The sequence below is a fragment of the Paenibacillus sp. 32352 genome (assembly GCF_002042965.1).
In the GTDB taxonomy this organism is placed as follows: Bacteria; Bacillota; Bacilli; order Paenibacillales; family NBRC-103111; genus Paenibacillus_S; species Paenibacillus_S vulneris.
The window spans coordinates 260,041-282,145 of record NZ_MZNT01000001.1 but is presented as its reverse complement, the minus strand read 5'-3'; the positions used below and the strand labels follow the sequence as shown (position 1 = coordinate 282,145).

Annotated in this window: 22 protein-coding genes and 1 riboswitch; of the genes, 8 read left to right on the top strand and 14 right to left on the bottom strand. The window is 49.1% G+C overall.

All coding sequences use genetic code 11. The features are described from left to right. The first annotated feature begins 51 nt into the window (after positions 1-51). Both B1728_RS01380 and B1728_RS01375 read left to right on the top strand, forming a co-directional pair. Positions 52-1,416, top strand: coding sequence for a YheC/YheD family endospore coat-associated protein (locus B1728_RS01380; RefSeq protein ID WP_079908383.1), 1,365 nt, complete (start codon positions 52-54; stop codon positions 1,414-1,416). A gap of 6 nt (positions 1,417-1,422) precedes the next feature. Continuing rightward, a complete protein-coding gene (locus tag B1728_RS01375; RefSeq protein WP_079908947.1) occupies positions 1,423-2,607 on the top strand; it encodes a YheC/YheD family endospore coat-associated protein in 1,185 nt (394 codons plus the stop codon). Between the two features lie 347 nt (positions 2,608-2,954). Here the strand turns inward: B1728_RS01375 and B1728_RS01370 are convergent, their stop codons facing one another. Further along, complete coding sequence (locus tag B1728_RS01370; protein WP_079908382.1) at positions 2,955-4,322, bottom strand: YheC/YheD family endospore coat-associated protein; 1,368 nt, start codon at positions 4,320-4,322, stop codon at positions 2,955-2,957. Positions 4,323-4,833: 511 nt separating this feature from the next. Here B1728_RS01370 and B1728_RS01365 point away from each other — a divergent pair. Then, positions 4,834-5,877 (top strand): C40 family peptidase, encoded by a 1,044-nt coding sequence (locus B1728_RS01365; RefSeq protein WP_079908381.1) that lies wholly within the window; start codon positions 4,834-4,836, stop codon positions 5,875-5,877. An 84-nt stretch (positions 5,878-5,961) separates the two neighbouring features. Here B1728_RS01365 and B1728_RS01360 read toward each other — a convergent pair whose 3' ends face one another. Continuing rightward, complete coding sequence (locus B1728_RS01360) at positions 5,962-6,660, bottom strand: M14 family metallopeptidase (RefSeq protein ID WP_079908380.1); 699 nt, start codon at positions 6,658-6,660, stop codon at positions 5,962-5,964. Between the two features lie 155 nt (positions 6,661-6,815). Further along, entirely contained in the window at positions 6,816-7,601 is a 786-nt protein-coding gene (locus B1728_RS01355; RefSeq protein ID WP_179135837.1) for a YheC/YheD family protein, read from the bottom strand. A 253-nt stretch (positions 7,602-7,854) separates the two neighbouring features. On the opposite strand from B1728_RS01355, the gene B1728_RS01350 reads away from it, so the two are divergent. Continuing rightward, entirely contained in the window at positions 7,855-8,937 is a 1,083-nt protein-coding gene (locus tag B1728_RS01350) for a CapA family protein (protein WP_079908378.1), read from the top strand. 180 nt (positions 8,938-9,117) lie between these two features. Here B1728_RS01350 and B1728_RS01345 read toward each other — a convergent pair whose 3' ends face one another. Together B1728_RS01345 and B1728_RS01340 are read right to left on the bottom strand one after the other, a co-directional pair. After that, on the bottom strand, positions 9,118-9,669 hold the full coding sequence (locus B1728_RS01345) for a C40 family peptidase (RefSeq protein ID WP_079908377.1): 552 nt from the start codon (positions 9,667-9,669) through the stop codon (positions 9,118-9,120). A 5-nt stretch (positions 9,670-9,674) separates the two neighbouring features. Further along, a riboswitch (cyclic di-AMP (ydaO/yuaA leader) is annotated at positions 9,675-9,805 on the bottom strand. A 285-nt stretch (positions 9,806-10,090) separates the two neighbouring features. Beyond that, a complete protein-coding gene (locus B1728_RS01340; RefSeq protein WP_079908376.1) occupies positions 10,091-10,783 on the bottom strand; it encodes an HAD family hydrolase in 693 nt (230 codons plus the stop codon). Between the two features lie 289 nt (positions 10,784-11,072). On the opposite strand from B1728_RS01340, the gene B1728_RS37295 reads away from it, so the two are divergent. Continuing rightward, positions 11,073-11,279 (top strand): zinc-ribbon domain-containing protein, encoded by a 207-nt coding sequence (locus B1728_RS37295; protein WP_079908375.1) that lies wholly within the window; start codon positions 11,073-11,075, stop codon positions 11,277-11,279. A gap of 136 nt (positions 11,280-11,415) precedes the next feature. Further along, a complete protein-coding gene (locus B1728_RS36050) occupies positions 11,416-11,814 on the top strand; it encodes a hypothetical protein (RefSeq protein WP_179135814.1) in 399 nt (132 codons plus the stop codon). Between the two features lie 113 nt (positions 11,815-11,927). On the opposite strand, the gene B1728_RS01325 is transcribed toward B1728_RS36050, so the two are convergent. Genes B1728_RS01325 through B1728_RS01315 form a run of 3 tightly spaced genes read right to left on the bottom strand, consistent with a single transcriptional unit; the run spans position 11,928 to position 13,036 of the window. Continuing rightward, the gene (locus B1728_RS01325; protein ID WP_079908374.1) at positions 11,928-12,497 is read right to left on the bottom strand and encodes a manganese catalase family protein; all 570 of its coding nucleotides are present in this window, start codon (positions 12,495-12,497) and stop codon (positions 11,928-11,930) included. Between the two features lie 39 nt (positions 12,498-12,536). Continuing rightward, on the bottom strand, positions 12,537-12,803 hold the full coding sequence (locus B1728_RS01320) for a spore coat protein CotJB (RefSeq protein WP_079908373.1): 267 nt from the start codon (positions 12,801-12,803) through the stop codon (positions 12,537-12,539). Between the two features lie 23 nt (positions 12,804-12,826). Then, on the bottom strand, positions 12,827-13,036 hold the full coding sequence (locus tag B1728_RS01315; protein WP_079908372.1) for a spore coat associated protein CotJA: 210 nt from the start codon (positions 13,034-13,036) through the stop codon (positions 12,827-12,829). A gap of 131 nt (positions 13,037-13,167) precedes the next feature. Between B1728_RS01315 and B1728_RS01310 the strand changes: the two genes are divergently transcribed. Continuing rightward, on the top strand, positions 13,168-13,857 hold the full coding sequence (locus B1728_RS01310) for a C40 family peptidase (RefSeq protein WP_256865188.1): 690 nt from the start codon (positions 13,168-13,170) through the stop codon (positions 13,855-13,857). A 280-nt stretch (positions 13,858-14,137) separates the two neighbouring features. Here B1728_RS01310 and ytvI read toward each other — a convergent pair whose 3' ends face one another. The 4 genes from ytvI to B1728_RS01290 all read right to left on the bottom strand — a co-directional run bounded on the left by ytvI (position 14,138) and on the right by B1728_RS01290 (position 19,044). Next, positions 14,138-15,184 (bottom strand): sporulation integral membrane protein YtvI, encoded by a 1,047-nt coding sequence (gene ytvI / locus B1728_RS01305; protein ID WP_079908371.1) that lies wholly within the window; start codon positions 15,182-15,184, stop codon positions 14,138-14,140. 30 nt (positions 15,185-15,214) lie between these two features. Then, positions 15,215-16,552, bottom strand: coding sequence for a hemolysin family protein (locus B1728_RS01300; RefSeq protein ID WP_079908370.1), 1,338 nt, complete (start codon positions 16,550-16,552; stop codon positions 15,215-15,217). A 74-nt stretch (positions 16,553-16,626) separates the two neighbouring features. Then, entirely contained in the window at positions 16,627-17,754 is a 1,128-nt protein-coding gene (yfkAB, locus tag B1728_RS01295; RefSeq protein ID WP_079908369.1) for a radical SAM/CxCxxxxC motif protein YfkAB, read from the bottom strand. Positions 17,755-17,949: 195 nt separating this feature from the next. Next, positions 17,950-19,044 (bottom strand): HD-GYP domain-containing protein, encoded by a 1,095-nt coding sequence (locus B1728_RS01290; protein WP_079908368.1) that lies wholly within the window; start codon positions 19,042-19,044, stop codon positions 17,950-17,952. 243 nt (positions 19,045-19,287) lie between these two features. On the opposite strand from B1728_RS01290, the gene B1728_RS01285 reads away from it, so the two are divergent. Beyond that, complete coding sequence (locus tag B1728_RS01285) at positions 19,288-20,103, top strand: undecaprenyl-diphosphate phosphatase (protein ID WP_079908367.1); 816 nt, start codon at positions 19,288-19,290, stop codon at positions 20,101-20,103. A gap of 39 nt (positions 20,104-20,142) precedes the next feature. Here B1728_RS01285 and B1728_RS01280 read toward each other — a convergent pair whose 3' ends face one another. Next, positions 20,143-21,603: a bifunctional metallophosphatase/5'-nucleotidase gene (locus B1728_RS01280; protein ID WP_079908366.1), complete on the bottom strand. Its 1,461-nt coding sequence runs from the start codon at positions 21,601-21,603 to the stop codon at positions 20,143-20,145. A 41-nt stretch (positions 21,604-21,644) separates the two neighbouring features. Beyond that, positions 21,645-22,097 (bottom strand): molybdopterin-binding protein, encoded by a 453-nt coding sequence (locus B1728_RS01275; protein ID WP_079908365.1) that lies wholly within the window; start codon positions 22,095-22,097, stop codon positions 21,645-21,647. Positions 22,098-22,105: the final 8 nt, after the last annotated feature.

Below are 22,105 nucleotides of genomic sequence, written 5' to 3'. Positions count from 1 at the left end.
CACTGCTTACGAAGATAGCTTTGCTGGCGCAAAGCTCTTAGGAGGAAAACCATGAGTTTGACAACTTGCACGATTCATGTGACACAGAGACAAGAAAGAGTCATCTACATGACAAGTGAATTGGCGAGAACCCTCAAGCTGGCGAAAACGAAATCCGTGTCCCTGCATCTAGGATCTAAAAGCGCCTCCACAGGTTTCAAGCTTTTGAAAAAGTCAGGCAACCATTTATATGTACCTATGTCCATCATATCCCAGCTTCGTCTCCCTCGTTTGGGAACCAGCTTGGCTTTATGCAACAATGGCAAGGATATTCGCCTTGGTCCTTTGATAGGGATCCTGACCACAATCTCGTCAACAGGCGCCCCATTCGGGCAGCGCACGGAATTCATCCGTCAATTCATGAAAGTCGGCTCGGATCGTTCCTATTATTTCGCTTTCTCGCCCAGGGATGTGAACTGGTCACAGGAAACCGTAAACGGCACGTTCCAGCGGAAGGATGGCAGCTGGTTCAAGAAAATCGTCCCTCTTCCCGATGTCATCTACAACCGGCTGCCGAGCCGCAAATCCGAAAAGCAGCCATCGATGAACGCGTTCAAGCAGCGCTTTGTCAAACGGGGCACACCGCTGTTTAACTGGGCATTTTTCGAGAAATGGGATATCTACAATTTGCTGGAAGGAACCGATGAGTTCAAGTATGTTCCCGAATCACAGCTCAACCCTTCTGCCGCACAGATCAAGGAGATGCTCGATAAGCACAAATTCATCTATCTGAAACCGACGGCAGGCAGCCTGGGCATCGGGATTTACCGTCTGACGTATAACCCGAAACGCGGATACTATGCCCGTTACCGGCAGGGGGACAAAAATGTGCTTCTCCGCTTCAGCAAATTCGAAGCTTTAATGGCACTGCTTACCCGCAACAGAGGAAGACTTAATCATTATGTCGCTCAGCAAGGGATAAGGCTTATTGAGATCGACAACTGTCCGATCGATTTCCGTTTCCATCTCACCAAAAACATCAACAACCAATGGGTCGTCGCAGGCATCGGAGCCAAAAAAGCCGGCAAAGGCAGCGTGACGACGCATGTGAGAAACGGCGGCCAGCTGTTCACTCCCGAACAGGTGCTGAAGCAAATATTCGGCAGCCGTTCCGGTCAAGTATTAAACAGCGCTAAGGAAACGGCGATCAAGCTGGCTGAAGCGATCGAGCAAAAAAGCCTGCATACCTTGGGCGAGCTAGGCTTTGATATCGGTATCGACCAGAATGAACGAATCTGGATGTTCGAGGCCAACTCTAAGCCAGGGCGCTCTATCTTCAAGCATCCCGCCCTCAAGGGAGAAGGCAAGGCGGCACTGCAGTACATTTACGATTATTGCCTCTACCTTAGCCGATTTCGAGCAAGGAGGGATACCTGAGTGGACATGGAATTACACGAAAAACCGCAAAAGCCGACGATGGCCATTCTCACGTATGCCGATGAGAACCGGGTTTTTCGCGGAAATCAGGAAAATTTTATCGATTTAATCCGTACCGGTCAGGAAAAAGGCGTGCTCGTGTACGTCATGACGACTACAGATTTCAAGCTGTTAGGGAAAAAAGCCCTCGGCTATTCCTATAATTTTCAAACGAAGAAGTGGAAAAAGCAGCTGCTTCCGCTTCCTCATGTGATTTATAACCGGATTCCTTACCGCAAGTTTGAGCTTTTGCCGGAAGTGCAGCAGGTGCTCCAAATTTGCATGAGGCACGGAAAAATTCATTTTTTTAATCCGAACTTTTTCAACAAATGGACCTTATTCGAATGGCTTAGTAAATCGAAAAACACGCAGTCTCTGATTCCGGCAACCCAAAAGCTGACGACAAGCGAGGATCTGGAGAGCTTTCTGCAGAAGCATCAAAACCTGTATTTGAAGCCGATTCGCGGAAAAGCAGGCAAAGGCATTATGAAAGTAAGCCAAATTCCCGAAAAAGCGTCCAAAACCCGAAGGTATCAGCTGAGCATTCAAAACAAGACCAAGAGCCATATCTCCCGCTACTCCAACGTTCCGCAGCTGTGGACTCAAATCCGCGAGGCCGTAGGCAACAAGGATTATATCATTCAGCAGGGGATCACCTTGGCTAATTACAAACATCGTCCATTCGACCTCAGGGTACTCGTCCAAAAAAACGGTAAGGGACAATGGAGCGTCGCAGGTATCGGCGCCAGACTGGCGGGAAAGCTGAGCATAACGACTCACGTGCCCAGGGGAGGCTCCATTGACGACCCCGCCAAGCTGCTCGATGCCGGCTTCGGATCTGCCACCAGCAAGAAAATTTTAAGTAAAGCCAAAAAGTCGGCCTTGATCCTGGCTAAACAGATTGAAAAAGCGAGCCAGACGATGCTAGGCGAAATGTCGATGGATCTGGGAGTCGATACCAATGGCCAGATCTGGTTTTTCGAGGCCAACTCCAAGCCCATGAAGTTCGACGAGCCTCATATTCGCCAAAAATCGCTAGACAATCTTATCTTGTTCAGCATGTACCTTGCCAACTCAACGATAAAACCTTCACGGCCTGGTGCCGGAACGGCAAAGCGTAAACTAACGGCTGCCCATGAGACCAAAAACTAATACTAGCAAGGAAAAGGGCTCCCCCAAGCAATTGGAGGGGCCCTAAGTTATCCCCACAAAGTGAGGACTTAGCTTTGAGGATAATTCAGGTACTTTGCGGGGGACCCCCAATCATCCCCACAAAGTGAGGACTTAGCTTCGAGGATAATTCAGGTACTTTGCGGGGTGCCCCCAATCATCCCCACAAAAGTGAGGCTTTGGCTTCGGGTACAGACCTCTTCTTAACCAAGAAGAGGTCTATTTGCTATAAAAGTGAAAAAAGATCGCTTTTCGCCCGGATCTGTCCGGATCGAGACAGCGATCTTTCTTTTTGGCCTATTGAAGGTTTTACGTCGGTACACCATCGGTTAAAACTTTGCTGCAAACCGGGCGTACTGTACAAATTTTCTTACGGACGGACGTATTTTCCCTTCCACCGAGAGCGGCGCATTATCGTCTTTGGACGGCTTGGAGTTCACCTCTATCAGCCAGACGCGGCCTTGGGAATCCAAAGCCAGGTCAATCCCAAGCTCGGCAAAATGTCCGGGTACTTGCGCCTCGATCCCTTTGGCAATCTTAACAGCAGCCCTCCTCAGCTTCAAGTTGCCGCTGGAGGCGTTAGGGTTACCTGATCGTGCCAATGCGTCTTTGACCGTACTCAGAGAGCCGCCGCGGGCCAGATTGGAGACATAGTGGTGATCGCCGGCAATCCTCGCCACAATTGAGGTAACGCCCCAATTCCCGGTCTCACCGCGTTGTACGAGCGCCCTGAAATCCACCGGCCGGTCGTTCACGGTAAGCAGAGAAATGCCCTGCTGGATTTGATATCGAGTCGCCTTCTTTTTTTGCGTAATGGACGCGTACAAGTCCTCCAGGCTGGAGAAGTTTTTTTTGCGGACTCCGCTTTTGCCTGTGTAATAACAAGCGAAGCTTTCCCCTGAGCTGCGGTTCACCCGAATAATCCCTTTTCCGAGGCTACCTCCGACCGGCTTGAGAAACACGACAGGATATTTGCCGCACATGGTTTTGAGTATAGAGACGTTCCGAAGCAAGTGCGATTCAGGCAAAAAAGCGCTCAATCCCTGCTCTTTCTTTAATGCATCAAAGACTTCCATTTTGTTCAAGTATTTATCATTGAAAAATGCAAGATCCTTTTGGGCTTTTACGTGCTTGATGAACTGCTGAACGTTCGCCAAATTTTCCGTTTTCCGGGATGTCAGACGGTTATAGATCACATTGGGAAGCGGATAGCTTGATTTTACCCATTTGTTCGTAAACCGCCACCCTCGGATGGTATCACTTTCACCCAGCATATCCTTGGGAGTACAAAAGAAGACTGCCGCTCCGTATTTTTTGCACGTTTCCGTCAGTTCCCGGCAAAACGCAGTATTCACGCCAAACGGTTTATCCGGATTATCCGTAAACACACGGCTGACCATCACGCCGATAAGCGGGCCGATATGAAGCGTACGCGCCTTCGTTTTATAGCGAAGGCATAAGCTTTCGTTGATGGGTAAATTCCATCTGGAAGCAAGAGACTCGCTGACTTGCAGGACGCCGACTTTGGAGGAAGGTACTACCGTAACCTCCTGCCGGTCCATTCCGAAGCATAGTTTCAGAGGAGTATGAAAGGGAATCTTCCATTTTTTCGCTATGGCTTCACTAAGTTTGATAGTCGAACCTTCTGAAGAGACGCCGGAGCTTTGAATTTGTACCTTTACTTTTGTTCTTTTCATGAGAAACCCCTTCCCAGCATCGACTTGCCATAAAGACAGCATTATGCTTGGAACATAACAAACGAACTACTTCATCATATGTGGGCTTTTTCTCCTTGGTGAAAGATTCCGTGCCTTCTCTCCGGATAAAGATTCCCTTCGTCAATTTCCACGCTGCCATTTTACATTTAAACCCATATATAGATGACACATCCCAGATGTTTCCGCTTGAAATAAGATGGATGGAAATATATAGATGTGTTAATTTATGACAACGCTTTCCTTCCATAATCTCTCCCTCCCGGATACCCTTGGAAGCACTAAACCCGCGCCGTATAAGGAAATGAAGCCCTTTAATGAGAAAATAAAGACCCATTTCCAGCAGCTTTCACCGATTCGGTATTTCCAAATAAATACATCCATCAGCCGCTTGGCTATATCTACCAGTGAAATGGTTGGACAACCCTTGTTATGATGGTTAAGTAACCCATATTAGGAGAGGTTATGGAACTAAGAGAAGGAGATGGTAATATTGAAGAAAAGAATTATTGGTTTAACATTAGCAATGTCCCTGGGAATTACAGGAATAGCTTCCGCTAATGCAAGTTATACCACTTCCGAAGCCATTGCCAAATACAACAAGTACATTAATGCGGACAGTTATGTAAAAGATGAATTGTATAATGTAGCGGATTTCCGCAGCAAGTATGCGAATGTCTCTGGTTCTCTCGCTTATCAAATCGTTGACAGAGCCATCTGGTATATGGAAAACGGATACTTCGTTTATGGGCACGGAAACGATGCTTATGGAAAATACGGCTATGAAGATTGCTCCGGCTTCACTCGACTCGTATACGGTGATTTCGGCTTTAACATTACGGGCACATCCGCTAACTATGATTCCGTTGGAACCAAGGTAGCAGGGGTAGGCAAGAAAAAAGTGAATGGAAAATGGCAGCTGACCGGCATTGAGAACCTGCGGATCGGCGATATTCTAACCTGGCAGGAGAAAGACCATATTTCCCACGTTGCCATCTACATGGGGACCAATCGCGACGGTCAGCCGGTCGTTCTCGGAACCCGGGACGACGGTAATCCTACCGGCCTTGGTACCATCGACAGCTGGTCCTACTGGTGGGGAGAGAACTTCCATTCCGCTAGGCGCGTAGTGCCTGAAGCAGGCTTTACCGGCATGGCAGGACATAAAATCAATCCTCCAGTGATTCCAAGCTCTTATGTACTCCCGCCTCAAAAAAAGGTTCCTGCTTGGACTGGGCCTAATACCGGATCTAACTCAGGATCTAATTCCGGCTCCAATTCGGGCTCCGGACAACAGCCGCAGCCAACTCCGCCGGCTGAAAATACACAGAAGAAGGAATACGTCGTTACCAAGAACGGATGGGTTTCCTTCAAAGCCTCTGCAAGATCGAGCTCAGCTACGGTAGGACGTTTGGAGCTGGGGCAAAAAGCGGAACTGATCAAGAAAGCCAACCAATACTGGTATCAAGTAAAATGGAATGGCAAAACAGTTTACATAACGACTAACACCAAATATACACAGGTTGTAAAACAATAGGTTCAAACTTTCTTTCAGCCCTCATTCCATCATTTCACACAGCCCTGCGAAGCGCCGCTTAAACCCAAGCGGCGCTTTCTTTTGTCAGGATTCATCCCCTGTTTTGATTAAACCCGCTTCTTTTAATATGCTGCTCACTATTTTCATTTGGTATCGGATACGTTCTTCGAGGGGCAATCTGATTCCCGTTTCTACTGTTATGGCTTTGGCATGCAGCAAACGGTACGCGGCTGAACGGCCCGAACCGGGCAATTTGCGCTGAAGGAGAGAGAACCGTCTCGATCTCCTCTTGATGGATGGATTTATTCGTCGAATGATTCTTTTGGAGAATGGAATGACCTTGCTTCCCGGATTGACGATTAAGGTTTGTCCCAATGCCTTCGGTTGGATTCGGAACAGCCCGTTCGCTTCATGCAAATCCACATACCAATCCGGACCCTGCTCTCGTGCAAGCCGGAACACCGCTCTAGAGAGCGGATGACGGGCACGCCTTCTGCCATAGCGTCTCGGGAACGTCCGGTTCAGATCCGGAACTCCCCTTATACGCCGCCGAACTGCGATCCGATTGACGACAGGAATAATAATCAACCTGCCTCTGCGGATATGAATAACATCGCTTCGAAGCTGTTCTAGCAGCTTCTTCGCAGAGAGAAAGCCTGCCCGTTCTGTCCCGTGAACACCTGCCGTTATCATAACCGTGCTTCCCTGCAGCTCTCCGTCGATAATGTAATAAGGCGTCTCGAACTTACTGTTCTTCGCCAGCACATGCTTACTGATTCTCATACTTGTCACCTCCGGATATTGTACAATACGTTGCGGCGGAAGCCGTTGATAGGGACAAATGAACCAACCTGTCTGCATTAGACAGATTTAAAAAAGAAAGCTCCTCTGTCGTTATGACAAAAGGAGCTTTCTTCCCTAACGGTCTTTGTTCCGGTTTAACGCCGTGACGCTTTCGTAAGTGCCGCGGCCCTAAGATGCCGGACAGATTTGACGATATTTCCATACAGATACGGATTGGCATGGTACCTGAATAACTGATATTGCGGCTTGGTATTGGCCTCGAGCAGCCAAATTTTGTGACTTTTATCAATGGCAATGTCCAGTCCCAGCTCCGTAATGTTCGGATAATGCTTCTTCATAGCTCTGGCAATGGTAAAGGATAGCTTCTTGATCCGTTCATCCCACTGGGGGGCGTCCTTTCTTCCGATGCCAAGCGTAAGAGACAGGGCCTGGTGCAGCCGGATGGGCTTTCCGCCGCTGCTGTGGTTAGTAACGAATTGATTTTTGGCCGCTACCTTCCCCATGATTCCAAAAAATCTCCACCTGTTATTAGGTCCGATATGGAGCAGCACCCGGAAATCTACCGGGCTTCCTTTAATCCTGATCAAATCTATCCCTTGCTGAACAATATAGCTTTTGCCCTCCGTCAGCTTATTCAGCTTGTGGGAGGCATCATTTACGTTACGGTATCTGTAGGTCTTTGCAGCTGTCCTGACGATGCAGGCTCCGCCTTCTTCCCGTGATACCTTAATAATGCCTTGTCCCCTCATTCCAAGATCCGGTTTGAGAAAAAGGACCGTATGCTTTTCGATCATTTGAATGAACGTGTCCGCAGAAAACATCTCCGTCTCCGGCAACAGGGCGCGAAGCGCATCTTCACTCCAAAGCGCCTCGTGCTTCAACCATTTTCCGCCGGGATACTTAAGCAAATTTCCTTTCACTGTAGGATCTCCTCCGTGTGATGAGCAGCGGTTGAACGCCAATACATACAACCAAGCAATATGACGTTACTTATACTATTCGGCTCCAAAGGAAAGAGTACCTCGCCTGTATTCATATAGGACTAAACGCTTTACCTCCAAAAATGGGCTTATAAAGCAAAGACAGATCCAACGGCAGGCTCATATGATATTATGCGGTTCCACTCTTCGAGGGCCCGGCAGACGATTATTTCAACAGAAACGGGGATGGGTCATGAGTACGGACATTACGATCGCCGCGGTCGGGGATTTTTTAATGAAATATCGACTTATTGGCAGCGCCAGAGTCACCGGAGAGAAGCGTTATTCCTTTGACGATATATTTGAACCGGTTGCTCCCTATTTGCGTGATGCAGATCTAACCATTGGAAATCTAGAAACCACTTTTTCAGGCCCGGAGATCGGGTACACCGTATCGCGAAGAAGCGCCAAAACCGGATGGCCGCTGTTCAATTGTCCCGATTCCTTTGCCAGCACTTTAAAAAGGCTGGGATTCGACGTACTGACAACGGCAAACAACCATTGTATGGATTGCGGCATTAACGGACTGAAACGAACCCTTAAGGTGCTTGACTCCAAGGGGTTGTCGCATACGGGAACTTTCCGCACGCACAAAGATTCTCAACAATTATTGATTAAAAATGTCAAAGGAATCAAAATCGGTATTTTGTCCTATACTAAAACAACCAACCGAATCCCGGTACCAAGCGGTCAATCCTGGGCCGTCAATCGGATTAGTCCAAGCAAAATCATATCCGACATCCGAAGGCTAAAGTCGAGATCGGTGGATCTTATTATCGTATGCATGCACTTCGGAAGAGAATACAGCAAGTATCCGAATGAGGAGCAGAAGCGCTACTTCCAACTACTGTTCAAGCACGGTGCCGATATTATTCTCGGGGCGCATTCCCATGTCATCCAACCGGCTATTTTCCAGGAATCCAGGGATATTACCGGGGTCAAGAAAAAAAGGTACGCCGCTTATTCCTTGGGGAATTTCGTTTCCACCCGATTATACGGAAACGATCATACGCTGACCGGTCTTATTAACCGTCTTCATATTCGAAAGCATGACGATGGAAGGGTACAGATCGTTCAGGCCGATTTTATCCCTACATGGACTCGCAGCACCAAGATTGGAGGACGTACCGCTTTTCGGGTCGTTCCATTATTAAACACGCTGGAAAAACATCCGAACCGGAATGGAAACGAAGCGGAGCGCATGTCAAAAATGGTCCATCACTTAAAAAAACATATCCCCAGATACCATCATCAGTCGGACTTTAAAATTCTTTAACGCTAGAATCACAAAAAATGAGGCCTTGTCTCCGCAGCTGATTCCGGTACATTGCGGGGATCATCGAAATTATACAGCTGTAAATATGGAAAAAACCTTCCAAGCGGGCCGTTATCCGGGTCCCAGGCTTGGAAGGCTTTTATTTTTTTATATTCAGGCTAGATTAAGGTACGTGCCCTATTATTTAATTACTCTTCTAGCGAACATAAATTTGTTTTTGTAGTAGCTCGAGTTGATATCCGAAATTTTCACGTCGGATTTGCTGTTGATGTTGTGAATCATTTTACCGTTACCGATATAGATCCCGACGTGGCCTACGTCTTTCATGCTTTTCGAGCTTCCAATGTTACCGAAGAACAGCAGGTCGCCCTTTTGCAGGTTCTTGTAGGAAGTGATTTTTGTTCCTACTTGGGCTTGATGGTCATCGTCTCTATCAACTAGAGTAACTCCAATGTTAGCGAGCTTATAAACGAGAGCCGTAAAACCGGAGCAGTCCGTTTTATATGGAGCGTGGGCCTCTTGGCGTTGTGTCCACGGAACATACTGAACTTTACCCTGCAGAGAAAGCGCCGTTTTAACAACCTTGTCCCGTTTAGCGGCAACAGATAATGTCGACGCCTTGGTGCTCGATACGGTAGATGTTGTTGCGGGAGCTGCGGATACTCCAGTTACACCGATAATCGGGCTAAGTGCCAAAGCACTTGTCAAAACAATTTTCATCAAACGATTCAAAATAAACCTCTCCTTTTTTCGGCCTGCGAGGTTAGCTGACGGATTCGGGTCAAAGGTCAATCACCCTGCCGCTGATGCGGCTTCACCCCAAAGATTGGTTCCCCCGTGCTTCTATTAGCTTCGGCCTTTATTATGATTTTGCCCTATATAACCCAAGCGGCGTTGAAACCGCGTTTCTGGTTTTTTGAGCCACTCTAGTGTAGCATGGGCACCTGGCTATTTCATGGTGCAAATTATTCCATCGGCATACCTGAGCAGCCAGAAAAAGTAGAGGATTGTAAAATATTTCAGCTTGCATAGGGGTTATTCCGCGAAAAAACAGGCTTTGGATGTAAATGAAAGGGAGACCGAAATTCCGGCCTCCCCATTAATTTCCTATGAAATTGACAGCTCCAAGTGCAACCTTTTTGAAATTGATGTTTTATCGGGACTGCTGCAGCGAAGTCTGAAGCAGAGAGAACAGCTCACTAAAGCTGCCGATTTGCTCATGGGCTCCCTCCAGCTCCCCTTCTTTACGGAAACCGGCATAATCGCAGCCGATAACCGTTAACCCGTTCTCAAGACCCGCTTCCACATCAGAGGAACGATCCCCGACCATCCAGGCCGTCTTTACGTTATAGGTTTCCAACAGCATGCGGACCAGATCCACCTTGGAACGGGTTCTGAATTCTCCGGCACTGTATAAACCTTCGAATAAAGGTCCCAGCCCTTTATGCTGAATAACATTTTTCACATAAGACTCCAGCCCATTGCTCGCTACGAACAGGCGAACGCCTTGCTCATGCAGCGCCTTCAGCGTATCCGCAACTCCATCGTACAGCCGCCCTTCCCCGCGCAGCAGACCCTGAATTTGATAGTCCAGCAGCAATTCATCCGCTCTGCGGTGCACCTGAACATCCGTATCCGGCATCACCCGCTGCCATATATGCTCGAGCAGCATCCCCAGGCTCCCCAATATTTCGCTCTCCGGCGGCGTAGGTCCCGAATAGGCTCCTTCAGCCCTCAGCTGGTCAAATGTGGCATGGTAAGCCGGCAGAAGCAGCGTTTCCGTCTGGAACAACGTTCCGTCCAAATCAAATATCATCGCTTCCGGCTTGGATAAAGTCGGTTTCATGGTTAACTCCTCCGAATGCTGTTTTCTTTTTATACATGATCATTGTCAAACGAGGCTTTCCTAAGCATTAAGCTCATAGGGAAGTCATAGCGGACGTGTAAAGTATCCTTTAGACATCATAATTCCAATAATCTCCACGTGTCAATGCAGCCTTGTGAATCCGAGCAATTCATCTCACTTCAAGCATATTTATTGTTTATCAATCCATTCTGGATATGGATGGAACGATGGTTGAACCATACATATGTAATGAAGCGCCTAGTTAACAAAATCCATCAGATTGCGGGTGATGCAAATGGTGAAATTTTGTTCAAAATGTAATGAAAAGATGAGTGACGGAGACATTGTCTGTAAGTATTGCGGAACCTTCTTAAGCTCAACGGATCAAGCCGCATCCCCACCTGACCAAAAAAGCAGCTCTAAAGCGGGTACTATCACATGGATCATTATCATTGTTCTAATCATCGCCGCTATCATATATTATTTTGCCAAATAGAAGCTTTGGATTTTGGGCGGCGGTGCCGCTCTCTTTTTTTATGCATGACAAATGCCTATTTCTCTAGGTCAAGTATCACGATTTGTCTCCCGAGCATACATTGTTGGTATCAAAACAAGCAAAGGAGACTATGGCAATGGCTTATATTCCCTATACTTATCCAACCGTTGTGACGGTTCCTATCGGTACCTACAGCACTTGGAGTTACCCATACGGGGGCTGGTATGGCGGCGGTTGGCCGGGAGGTTGGCATGGCGGCTGGCACGGCGGTCATGGCGGTCATGGCGGTTGGCACGGAGGCTGGCATGGAGACCATGGTGGTTGGCATGGCGGTCATGGCGGCTGGCATGGAGGCCACGGAGGCTGGCATGGTGGTCATGGCGGCTGGCATGGAGGCCACGGAGGCTGGCATGGCGGACATAGGCAAAATCGCTCTAATCCATCTAATCCAACCAATCCCTCTAATCTTTCTAATCGTTCTAATCTTTCTAATCGTTCTAAACGCACTAACCGTTCTAAAGCCAAAAAATCCTGATTCTTCATTTTGGCAAGAAACCACGCATGCTACATGTCAAAAAAGCATCCCGAGCCTGGCAGGCGTCTTTCGGGATGCTTTTGCTATCTGCTCATGCCGCTCCTCTCCTATGGCTAGAACACTTTCTTCGTTCCCCGCTCCGATTTCAATATTTCGACCGCTTCCCGGAACCGTAAAGAATGGACTACCTCTCTTTCCCGTAAATACTTCAATCCGTCCTGTAGATCCACGTCATCCGTCATATCGATAAGCCACTGATACGTAGCCCGCGCCTTCTCCTCTGCGGCAATATCTTCATACAAATCCGCGATAGGGTCTCCCTTCGCCTGTATGTAAGCGGCAGTCCAAGGAACCCCTGAAGCATTCTCATAAAATAGCGCCTTGTCATGGCTTACATAATGGGGATCAAGACCCGCCGCTTTAATTTGCTCTGCGGTCGCGTCCTTTGTGAGCTTGTAAACCATCGTAGCAATCATCTCCAGATGCGCAAACTCCTCGGTAGATATATCCGTCAACAGCCCGATGATTTTATCCGGAATCGTGTAACGCTGATTCATGTAACGCAGCGCGGCTGCAAGCTCCCCGTCCGCTCCCCCGTATTGCTCCAGCAACAGCCTCGCCATATGAGGATCACACTTGCTTACCCTGACCGGGTATTGCAGTTTTTTCTCATAAATCCACATTTCACTGCTCCTCTCCCTTCGGTTATCGTGCCGCTGCGATTAAACCTGCCAAGGCCACGGCGTATCGATCCATTGCCATGGATATGCCGAGAAGCTCTGTCCATAGCTTTTCAAAGGACCGAACTCCCGTTCAAATTGATGGGCCAGATGCATGCGCTGCTGGGCGTATTGGTTATACTGCTCAAGAGCGCCGTTATCCAGCGGATGGGTATCGAGATACAGCGTAAGCTCCACGAGTACGAAATCAATGGCCTGAAGCTCTTCCAGCATGGCGTAATAATGATCCGGCATTCGTTTGTCTTCCATCGACTGATCCACTCCTTTCCGGCCTATAGTCTCGGTCTCGGTTCATAAGGACTGTAAAGTGCGGGCCATAACGTCCCTTTTTTTAATGCCTCGCGGGGAGACCATTGTGGAAGATTAGGCGGCTGGAACGGAATATACAATTGGGGCGGGGTCGAATATACCCTTTCTCGTATCGGCGGGCAAGGGTCAAAAGGGCCAACGTACGGGCACCATACTTTTTCCTGCGTGAACATGGATGATTGCCTCCTTTATTGAGAAAATCTACTACCAATATTTATACATTGCCGCCTCGTCCATTATGAGTATAAAATGGGAACAAATTCATCAGACCCCGGCAAATCGGGGAGAGGGAGTTGAATGTTCTTTGAGGAAAACGCTTGCAATCACTTTGACCGCAGGTCTTGTCGGGTTATCCTCGCTTCTGCCGCTTTCCGGCGGCCAACACGTCTATGCGGCCTCCGCCGCGGGCACCGCTTCGACCGTGCTTTCTCAAGGAATGTCCGATCCCGGCGTCGGTACCTTGCAAAGCAATCTCAAAGCATTAGGTTATTTTACATACCCGAATAACACCGCCTATTTCGGATCCATTACGGCTCAAGCTGTACGCGCTTTTCAACAGGCCTACAGTCTGCCTGTAACCGGCGCCGCCGATGCAGCCACTCAAACCGCCATCTCCCATGCCCTTGTAAAAAAACAAATCGTACAGGATGCCTCTCATTATATGCGGGTGCCTTATGTTTGGGGCGGCGCGACGCCAGACGGCTTCGACTGCTCGGGCTTTATTTACTTTATGTTCAATAAATTCGGGGTTTCGTTAAACCGCACTACCGCTGCGGAGATGGCTGCAATGGGGACCCGTGTATCGCGATCGAGCTTGCAGCCGGGGGATTGGGTGTTCTTTGCGCTGAATGATCCCGGTGTCGTATCTCATGCCGGGATTTATATCGGCAACGGGGAATTTATATCGGCCACGCGTTCGGCGGGCATCTATATTCAGAAGCTGGATAGCAGCTATTGGGGGCCCAAGTATACGGGGGCTCGGCGGTATTATTGAGCTAAATAAAAAGGAAGGTCGCTTGTAGACCTTCCGGAGTTTGTTACAAAACCCTGTAAAACTTGAAATGTTGCCAATATACTCCGATGGGGTATCCCCCTCCGGCCGCTATTGAAACCCGTGAAATTTGATTAGACTTGCGGTATTTTCACGGATTTCAAAGGCGGATGTAAACTCCTACAAGGTATACCCCACCTCCATATTTGCATATTTCTCGTGGGTTTCTAAATAAAAAGGAAGGTCGCCTAGGACCTTCCTTTTCATGCAGTTCGGCTGTCCGCTAGTCCAGCTTGATATTGATCTTGAGCAGCCCGACTTTGCGCATCGCCTGATAGACAATAATAAGAACCGGGCCGAAGATAAGCCCTATGACACCGATCAGCTTAAAGCCTATGTACATGCTCATCAATGCGGCTAATGCATTAATCCCCACGGCATCCCCGATAATCTTCGGCTCAATCAGCTTGCGGAAAATCATGATGAACACGAGAAGTATCAAAAGTCCGACTCCCAAATGCATGTTCCCGGCCAAAAAGCTGTACAGAGCCCAGGGGACGAGAACGGCGCTCGTGCCGAGAATAGGGAGGATATCGACGACCACTATCAGCAGCGCTACGGCGAGTGGATAATCCACCCGTAAAAAGAGCAAGCCGATAAGAGTCACTATGTAGGTAAGCAAGCTGATCAGCACCTGCGCAAACAAAAATCCAAGCACCGCGCGGCGCAAGTCCTTAAGAACGGCGGTGACCTTCGGCTGCGACTGCTTGTCAAACAAATTCAGAAACGACCGGTATACATCCGGCAAGCCGATCGAAATCAAGTACAAGCCGATCACGAACACGACAACAAAGATGAATAAGTTCGGAATCGTCTTGGCGACATTCAGAGAATAAGCCGATACCGCCGACACGATACCTTTAATGTTATCCGTAATCGTATTAATGCCTGACTCGATCCAGCCTTGAAGCTGCTCCGCTATCCCGGTTGGCAGCGAGTTATAGAACAGCCGCGTCTTCTCCGTCGTATCCTCAATGAACAGCTTCGCATCGTTTAAGTAATCGGGGGCGTACTTCCAGAATTGGATCAGCTCCGACACCATTTTGAACCCGACCAGATAAAAAAATCCGAGCAGAGCGCCTGTAAACAAAGTGCAGGCAATGGAGGCGGCGAACACCCTGTTCATTCTTCCAAGCTTCATCAGCCATTGTACGACGGGCTCTAAAAATATCGCTATCAGCATTGCCAGCAAAAATGGAAATCCAATGGTAAACAATCCATAGAGCAACAGGACCCCTATGGCGCAAAACAGAATCGTCCTCAGAGACATAAACGGGCAATTCCCCTTTACCCTTTATTGTTATTCTTGAGCTTCTGTCGGCGTGCTTGGTTGTTCCATACGGGTAATGGTTACCCTCATAATGCGCAGTCGGCGCACCTCCGTGATTTCGAATTCAAATGATCCGTGCTTCAGCTTTTTCCCCTTGGCAACGGCCCCTTCCAGCTGGGTAAAGAGCCATCCTCCTATGGAATCTACCTCCTCGTCTTCAATGCCTAGCGATAGCAAGTCATCGAGGTCTTCAAGCAGCACACGCCCATCGACTGAGTATTGGTTGCCCTTCTTCTCGATACTCGGACGTTCATTCTCATCGAATTCATCGTGAATTTCACCCACGATCTCCTCCAAGATGTCCTCCGTCGTCAGCAGACCTGCCGTTCCTCCATACTCATCCACAATGATGACAAGCTGCGAGTGCTTACGCTGCATTAGCTTCAGCACATGACTGATCTCCATCGATTCCGGAACCATCAGGACGGGGCGGATGAACGATTGCAAATCATGCTCTTCATCGGGGTCAGCCGTCAGTATATCGGTTATGTGCACGAAGCCGATGATCGTATCCTTGTCATAATTGGCTACCGGATAGCGGGTATGCTTGGTCCGGTAAACCGTCTTCAAATTCTCGGCAAATGGCAGATTGGCATAAAGGCACTCCATGTCGGTACGGGGCAGCATAATCTCCCTCGCTACCCGGTCGGAGAATTCGAAAATATTATCGAACAGCGCCATCTCGTCCTTGTCAATATGTCCGCTCTTCGCGCTCTGGTTCATTAAAATTCTTATTTCTTCCTCTGTATGTACGGCATCATGCTCATTCGCAGGCTGAACGCCAATCAAGCGCAGCATACGGTTAGCGGCACCGTTCAACAGCCAAATGGCCGGAAAAAACACTTTGTAGAACGCGAGCAGCGGTCCGGACAGCCACAGAGAAGCCGTTTCCGATTTTTGAATCGCCAAAGATTTGGGAGCGAGCTCTCCTAAAACGATATGCAGGAAGGTGATCGTCGCAAACCCGATAAATACGGACAATGCCGAGCTGTACCAGGCTTTATCCCAATTCAGCAGTGCGAACAAGGGATCGACGATCAGATGGGAAATCGCTGGCTCGCCGAGCCAGCCCAAACCGAGCGACGCCAACGTGATGCCGAGCTGCGTAGCCGATAAATAGGCATCCAGCTTTTTGGTCACAGCCAGGGCATATTTGGCTTTTCCCACACCTTCATTCTGCAGTTGCTGAAGCCTGGTCGTCCGCACCTTGACCAAAGCGAATTCGGCGGCGACAAAAAATCCGTTTAATAATACGAGCAAAAGCACCAATACCAAATTTAGCACGATCAAACCCCAATCAAAGCCCAAGGAACCTCAATCTCCTTTTTGTGTGATGAGTAAATCGTCTATCCTGTTGCCATTGGATTCAAGGCTGCCATTGGTCAAACCACCGCTTTGCGCTGCTTGAAGTCGATATCCTTATAATACGTATCAACGACCAAAAGGTTGGGACCGCAGCATTGAGCGGCCGGACAATGGCAGTTGACAGAATGGTTCAGCGGATGGTCTTCCCATCTTTGGAACACTTGTTCCAATGTGTCTCTATGAATATTGCCCAGTGCAGGCACATCGGAGAAATCGGTAACGTACACATCACCTGTGAACAGATTCACGTTCAGCCGGTTACGTCCATCCGGATCGTTGCGTACCGTTACATTAGGTTCCTCCCTAAGTCTTCTGATCATACGCTGATCCTCTTCCCGAGTGCTGCAGGCGTAATAAGGCAGCGTTCCGAACAGCATCCAGAGATTGCGGTCACGGGTATCGAGAAGCTTGTGGATCGCCTTGCGAAAATGCTCCAGGGACAACACCGGCAGGTTGGAGGCAAAGGAGCTTGGATACATCGGATGCACCTCATGGCGCCGGCAGCCCATCTCTACAATAAGCTTATGAATGTCGCTAAGCTTCTCATGAGTCCTGTAATTGATCATCGACTCGGCTGACACAAACATACCGCCGCGGCTCAGCTCCATCGTATTTTCGACCATCCGTTCGTACATCTTGGCAGCTGTGCTCCGGGTCACCGTCCGATCTGTGCGGACAAAGCCGACTTGATGGAAATCATCGGCATTCAAATAGTTGAATGAGATATGCATCACGTCCAGATAAGGCGCCAGCATCTCATATCGGGACAAATCCAACGTAAGGTTGGAGTTGATTTGCGACCGTACGCCCCGTTCCCTTGCGTATTTGAGGATCGGTACGATATAATCCCTGACTGTCGCCTCATGATAGCTCGGCTCTCCCCCGGTAATGCTGATGGTCTCCAGATGCTCCACCTGCTCCAGGCGGCGAAGCACCTGGTCAACCGGAATGCGCGGCCCCTCCGTCATGGTCAGCATCTCGCCCACCGCACAATGCTCACACCTCATATTGCACAGGTTGGTCACCGTCAGTTCTACGCTGGTAAGTACGTGCTTGCCATACTTGTGCAGGGAACGAATGGGATCCCACGGATCGTTCTCGGGTGTTATGTCCGGTAAAACGGAGTTCAGTTTATCTATCATCATGTTGAATTTCACACCTGACTGTATAAAGTATTTTTACCACCTATTGTATCGTATGACGCACGAAAATGAAACTAAACGAAGCAATTCCAGCTTTTTCTGGACTTGGGAGCCGCTCTGTACTCCCATTCTGCGTTAAGGACTTTTACACATGCAAAAAACCCGGAGCCCCGGGTTTCTTCTGTCGTATGTATAAGGCTAGCCCATATCCTCATTGACTCCGGTCACCATGATCGATAATTTCTCGGACAAATCCATATCGAAGGGCGCTTTCAGCTCTTGTCCCTCCGCATCCTTCAATATCCGTACAATCGGCCGGTGGGGTACCATTTTGTTAAGCCCGACGACGGTTCCCGTCTCTCCCGTACTCAACGTAACACTAATGCCTATCGGATAAATCGCAATGTTGTCTCGAAACAATTCGATTTTTTTCTTTTCATATAACGTGTCCGTTCCCGCATACAATATTTCCATGGCTTGATGAGGCAGCATCGCTCTCCGGTATACCCTGTGGGTTGTCATGGCGTCATAGGAATCCACCATACCTATCCATCGGGCGTAATCATGAATATCTCTGCCTGTGATGCCTCTAGGGTACCCGCTTCCATCCAGCCGTTCATGATGCTGAAATGCGCAGTGAGCGGTGATCAAAGGAATATTCGGCTCTTCCTTCAGCAGCTGAAAGCCGTACTCGGTATGCTTCTTCACCTGCGTGAACTCGCTGTCGGTCAGCTTACCGTTCTTGCGCAGCAGCTCAAGCGGAATCTGGGTTTTGCCAATATCATGCAAAAGAGCGCCCAGTCCAAGTGTGGTCAGCTCCTCCCTGCCATAGCCGTGTGCCATTCCAAGCAGCGTCGTATAGATGCATACGTTCAATGAATGCTGAAATAAGTAATCATCCATGACACTGATGTTCGTCAACATGATCATTGCGCCTTCATGACTGCTTAAATCATCTATGATCATCTTCATCACGTTGCTGAACGTTTTGCCCAAGCGTCTGTCGTTAGCCGTCTTGCTTCGCACGGAGGACTCCATCATACCGCGAAAGGAAGTCCTGATTTCGGAAGTCGCTTTTAATCTCGTTTCTTCGGAGATCATCTCCGGAATCGTGATGTCATTGGTTCTCGGGTCATCTATATATACGAAATCAATACCATGTTCGCTTAACCGCTGGATCAATTTTTGTGATAATTCGACACGCTCTCCGAGAAGAGTAATTCCCTCTTCATTGTAAATCCTTCTCCCGAGCTTCATACCCGGACGAACCATATTGAGCGGAAGCAAACGCATGATTAAACCACGTCTTCTTTCTATAAAAGTAAAGATAGTTTCTATGACCTAGAGTAAAGGATTCATCGAAAAGAAGCAACATATTTCGACTTTTTTTCGAGGATTTACGATCTTCTTCCGCATGATTTTCACTATTTGTTAAGGAATTATTAAGATTCTCCACACCCTTTAAGTTAGTATTGTAGGACATCCCTGAACAGGCTAAAATAGAATAGGTTCTCACAAACAAAGTAGGAGGCAATTATGTTAAGTTATTGGGTTTCAATTATTATGGGAATTGTTGAAGGGCTTACCGAGTTTTTGCCCGTGTCCTCCACCGGACATCTGATTTTGACACAAGCGCTCCTTGGTATACCTGAAGACAATGCCATATTGAAAACGTTCGAGGTTGTCATTCAGCTCGGCGCCATATTGGCTGTGGTCGTCATTTACTGGAACCGAATTCTGCTTCTTTTTGGATTGAAAAAGGACCCGAGCCGGGCAGGCAGGAAGAAGCTGAACCTGCTTCATATCCTGATCGGTATTTTGCCGGCGGGCATTGCCGGCTTGCTGCTTAACGATTGGGTTGACGAGCATCTTTTCTCTCCGAAAACCGTCATATTAAGCCTCGTTGTCGGCGGCGTGCTCTTTATCATAGCGGAAAAGTCATCCACGCCCAAATCGGCGCAGGAGCTGGACGATATTACTTACAAACAGGCGTTTTATATTGGTTTATACCAAATATTGGCCGTCATTTGGCCAGGCTTCTCCCGTTCAGGCGCAACCATAGCAGGGGGCATGCTGTCCGGTGTCAGCCGCGGGGCTTCCGCCGACTTTACCTTTATATTGGCGATACCGCTGATGTTCGCAGCCTCCGGTCTGTCCTTACTAAAAGCATACAAGCTGTTTACGCCGGATCTTATCGGATTTTTTGTCGTCGGCTTCGTCGTATCATTTATCGTCGCGCTGCTTGCGGTCGTTACGTTTATCAAGCTCGTTTCCAAATTGAAGCTCACCTATTTTGCTTACTACCGTTTTGTACTGGCCGCACTTTTTGCCATTTATCTTTACTTACTGTAAGCTTACCCACAATAAAAAGACTGTTGAAGCCAATTAGGCTCAACAGTCTTTTTGTTCGAGCGGCCTGCAGGCGAACCAGTGCTTGTCGTATCCTGCAGCAATGGCGTCAGGATTATTCAGCTCCTCCTGCATGATGTCCCGCAAAAATTCCGGCAAGAAATAGTGCACGTTCGTTCCTTTGGATAAGGACAAGTATCCGATTCCGAAGGAGAACATATCCACTGTCCCTACCGTATACGCCCGGCTCAGCTCCAGCGGTTCTTCCCCGACACGCACCTGACGAATCTTGGCGAGTGGAGGGCCGTCCGCATCGTATTCCACCGTCATCCCATCAAGGTTCAGCATGCCGAGCACTTTACATCGAAATCCGAAGCCGTAGATAGGCTTCTCCATAAATTCGGGCAGCAGCGACTCCTCCAGAGCCTGCAAGATTTGTTCGCCGGTTAGCGTCATGCGGCACGGATTGATCGGCGAGGGGCATATGTCCAGCAGCCTGCCTGCGGTTACCGTCCCCCGCTCCAGCCCTTCCAGGAATTGCCCTGCATTCACGATACCGATCTCGGCACCCGCCCACCGTCGAAGCGCTGAGGCAAGCATGCTGCCAAGAGGAGCCTCTTCGTACCAATGGGCAGCGAGCGGCCGCTCCAAATAGGCGACTTGCCGATTTAGCGTCTTGCCGGCCTCAATCTCGAACGTCCTTATCGCTGCAGCAAGCTTAGAATCATACGGCTCCGCCTCGATCTTGCGCACAACCCCTTCTGCTTGTGTCAGCTTGCGGGTACGAGGATCCAGCTGGAGATCCACCACGCCGATGTACTGCCCGAATTTGCCTGCACCGCATACGAGCGTTCCTCCGATACGAAGGGGCTGCTCAAGCAAGTGATGACTGTGTCCGCCCAAGATAACGTCAATCCCGGGAATGCCCCCGGCGATTCTTTGATCTGTCGACAGACCGAGATGAGACATGAGGATCAGAACGTCAACCTGCGGGCGAAGTTGCTGGACCCAATGCCGGATAACACCGACGGGCTCCTGGATATCCCAGCCGAGCAGCCTGTAAAACTGCTCATAATAGGCGGTAGCCCCGATCAACCCGATCTTGATGCCGCCCTTATCCAGTATATGGAAGGGAGCGGCCCAGTCGGGAATGTCTCCGGTCACAGCATCCAACAGATTGGCGCAAACGACCTTGATATCCGGATATTGACGATATAATTGCGCCAGCGCCTCCTTGGTAAAGGTCAGGCCTTCATTGTTGCCGAGCGTGACCGCTTCATACCCCGTGGCTGCCATGACCTCCAGGTTATAGCTGCCGGCACTCGCCTCCGTTTCGGGGCGCATGCGGTCCAAATGATCTCCAATATCCAGCGTCAGCGTATGCTCCTCGCCGGCTGAAGCGCGAAGCTCCTGAACGGCTGCGGCGATTTGGGGCATCTGCTCATAATGGCTGTGAATATCGTTGGAATGAATGATTCTTAGCCGCAAATGCGGTGAATTCATTGCTGCACCCCTCCTTGTATCCTGCTACAGCTTTGCCTTCTTTATTTGCGCTTTAATTCCTCTATGCTAATCTTGTTCTTAAACCCATAGGATGCTTCGTCCACCGTTGAGCTGTATTCGAATCGGATGGAGACAACGCTCTTCACATTCAGGCACTCACTGCTCCCGTCCGGCACGTACAGTCGTATCGGAAACCCTTTTTGCAGCGGCTTGCCGTCCTGCTCATAGAGAAACGCTGCACGGCCCAGCTGCTCCCAAGGGATCGAGGCTTGAAACTCATCGGCCGCTTCCACCTTCATGGCAACAGGCTCGCGATCCGTTACCGCCTCCCGCCGCTTCATCCAGGCCTCATACCAGGACTTCAGTTCAAAAGCGAGCCCTTCAACGCCGGGCACACGTCCCCCAATCGGAAAATGGACAGGTGCCAAGGAACACAGTTCCGCTACCGTGAATTGCTCCGTTCCGCCGATTTCATCATATACGGTAATCTTCATCTCAATCC

Excerpts from the sequence above, each read along its gene's own strand:
- B1728_RS01380 (WP_079908383.1), top strand. The coding sequence starts at position 52 with ATGAGTTTGACAACTTGCACGATTCATGTGACACAGAGACAAGAAAGA.
- B1728_RS01375 (WP_079908947.1), top strand. The coding sequence starts at position 1,423 with ATGGAATTACACGAAAAACCGCAAAAGCCGACGATGGCCATTCTCACG.
- B1728_RS01370 (WP_079908382.1), bottom strand. The coding sequence starts at position 4,322 with ATGAAAAGAACAAAAGTAAAGGTACAAATTCAAAGCTCCGGCGTCTCT.
- B1728_RS01360 (WP_079908380.1), bottom strand. The coding sequence starts at position 6,660 with ATGAGAATCAGTAAGCATGTGCTGGCGAAGAACAGTAAGTTCGAGACG.
- B1728_RS01350 (WP_079908378.1), top strand. The coding sequence starts at position 7,855 with ATGAGTACGGACATTACGATCGCCGCGGTCGGGGATTTTTTAATGAAA.
- B1728_RS01340 (WP_079908376.1), bottom strand. The coding sequence starts at position 10,783 with ATGAAACCGACTTTATCCAAGCCGGAAGCGATGATATTTGATTTGGAC.
- B1728_RS37295 (WP_079908375.1), top strand. The coding sequence starts at position 11,073 with ATGCAAATGGTGAAATTTTGTTCAAAATGTAATGAAAAGATGAGTGAC.
- B1728_RS36050 (WP_179135814.1), top strand. The coding sequence starts at position 11,416 with ATGGCTTATATTCCCTATACTTATCCAACCGTTGTGACGGTTCCTATC.
- B1728_RS01325 (WP_079908374.1), bottom strand. The coding sequence starts at position 12,497 with ATGTGGATTTATGAGAAAAAACTGCAATACCCGGTCAGGGTAAGCAAG.
- B1728_RS01320 (WP_079908373.1), bottom strand. The coding sequence starts at position 12,803 with ATGGAAGACAAACGAATGCCGGATCATTATTACGCCATGCTGGAAGAG.
- B1728_RS01315 (WP_079908372.1), bottom strand. The coding sequence starts at position 13,036 with ATGTTCACGCAGGAAAAAGTATGGTGCCCGTACGTTGGCCCTTTTGAC.
- ytvI (WP_079908371.1), bottom strand. The coding sequence starts at position 15,184 with ATGTCTCTGAGGACGATTCTGTTTTGCGCCATAGGGGTCCTGTTGCTC.
- yfkAB (WP_079908369.1), bottom strand. The coding sequence starts at position 17,754 with ATGATGATAGATAAACTGAACTCCGTTTTACCGGACATAACACCCGAG.
- B1728_RS01290 (WP_079908368.1), bottom strand. The coding sequence starts at position 19,044 with ATGCGTTTGCTTCCGCTCAATATGGTTCGTCCGGGTATGAAGCTCGGG.
- B1728_RS01285 (WP_079908367.1), top strand. The coding sequence starts at position 19,288 with ATGTTAAGTTATTGGGTTTCAATTATTATGGGAATTGTTGAAGGGCTT.
- B1728_RS01280 (WP_079908366.1), bottom strand. The coding sequence starts at position 21,603 with ATGAATTCACCGCATTTGCGGCTAAGAATCATTCATTCCAACGATATT.
- B1728_RS01275 (WP_079908365.1), bottom strand. The coding sequence starts at position 22,097 with ATGAAGATTACCGTATATGATGAAATCGGCGGAACGGAGCAATTCACG.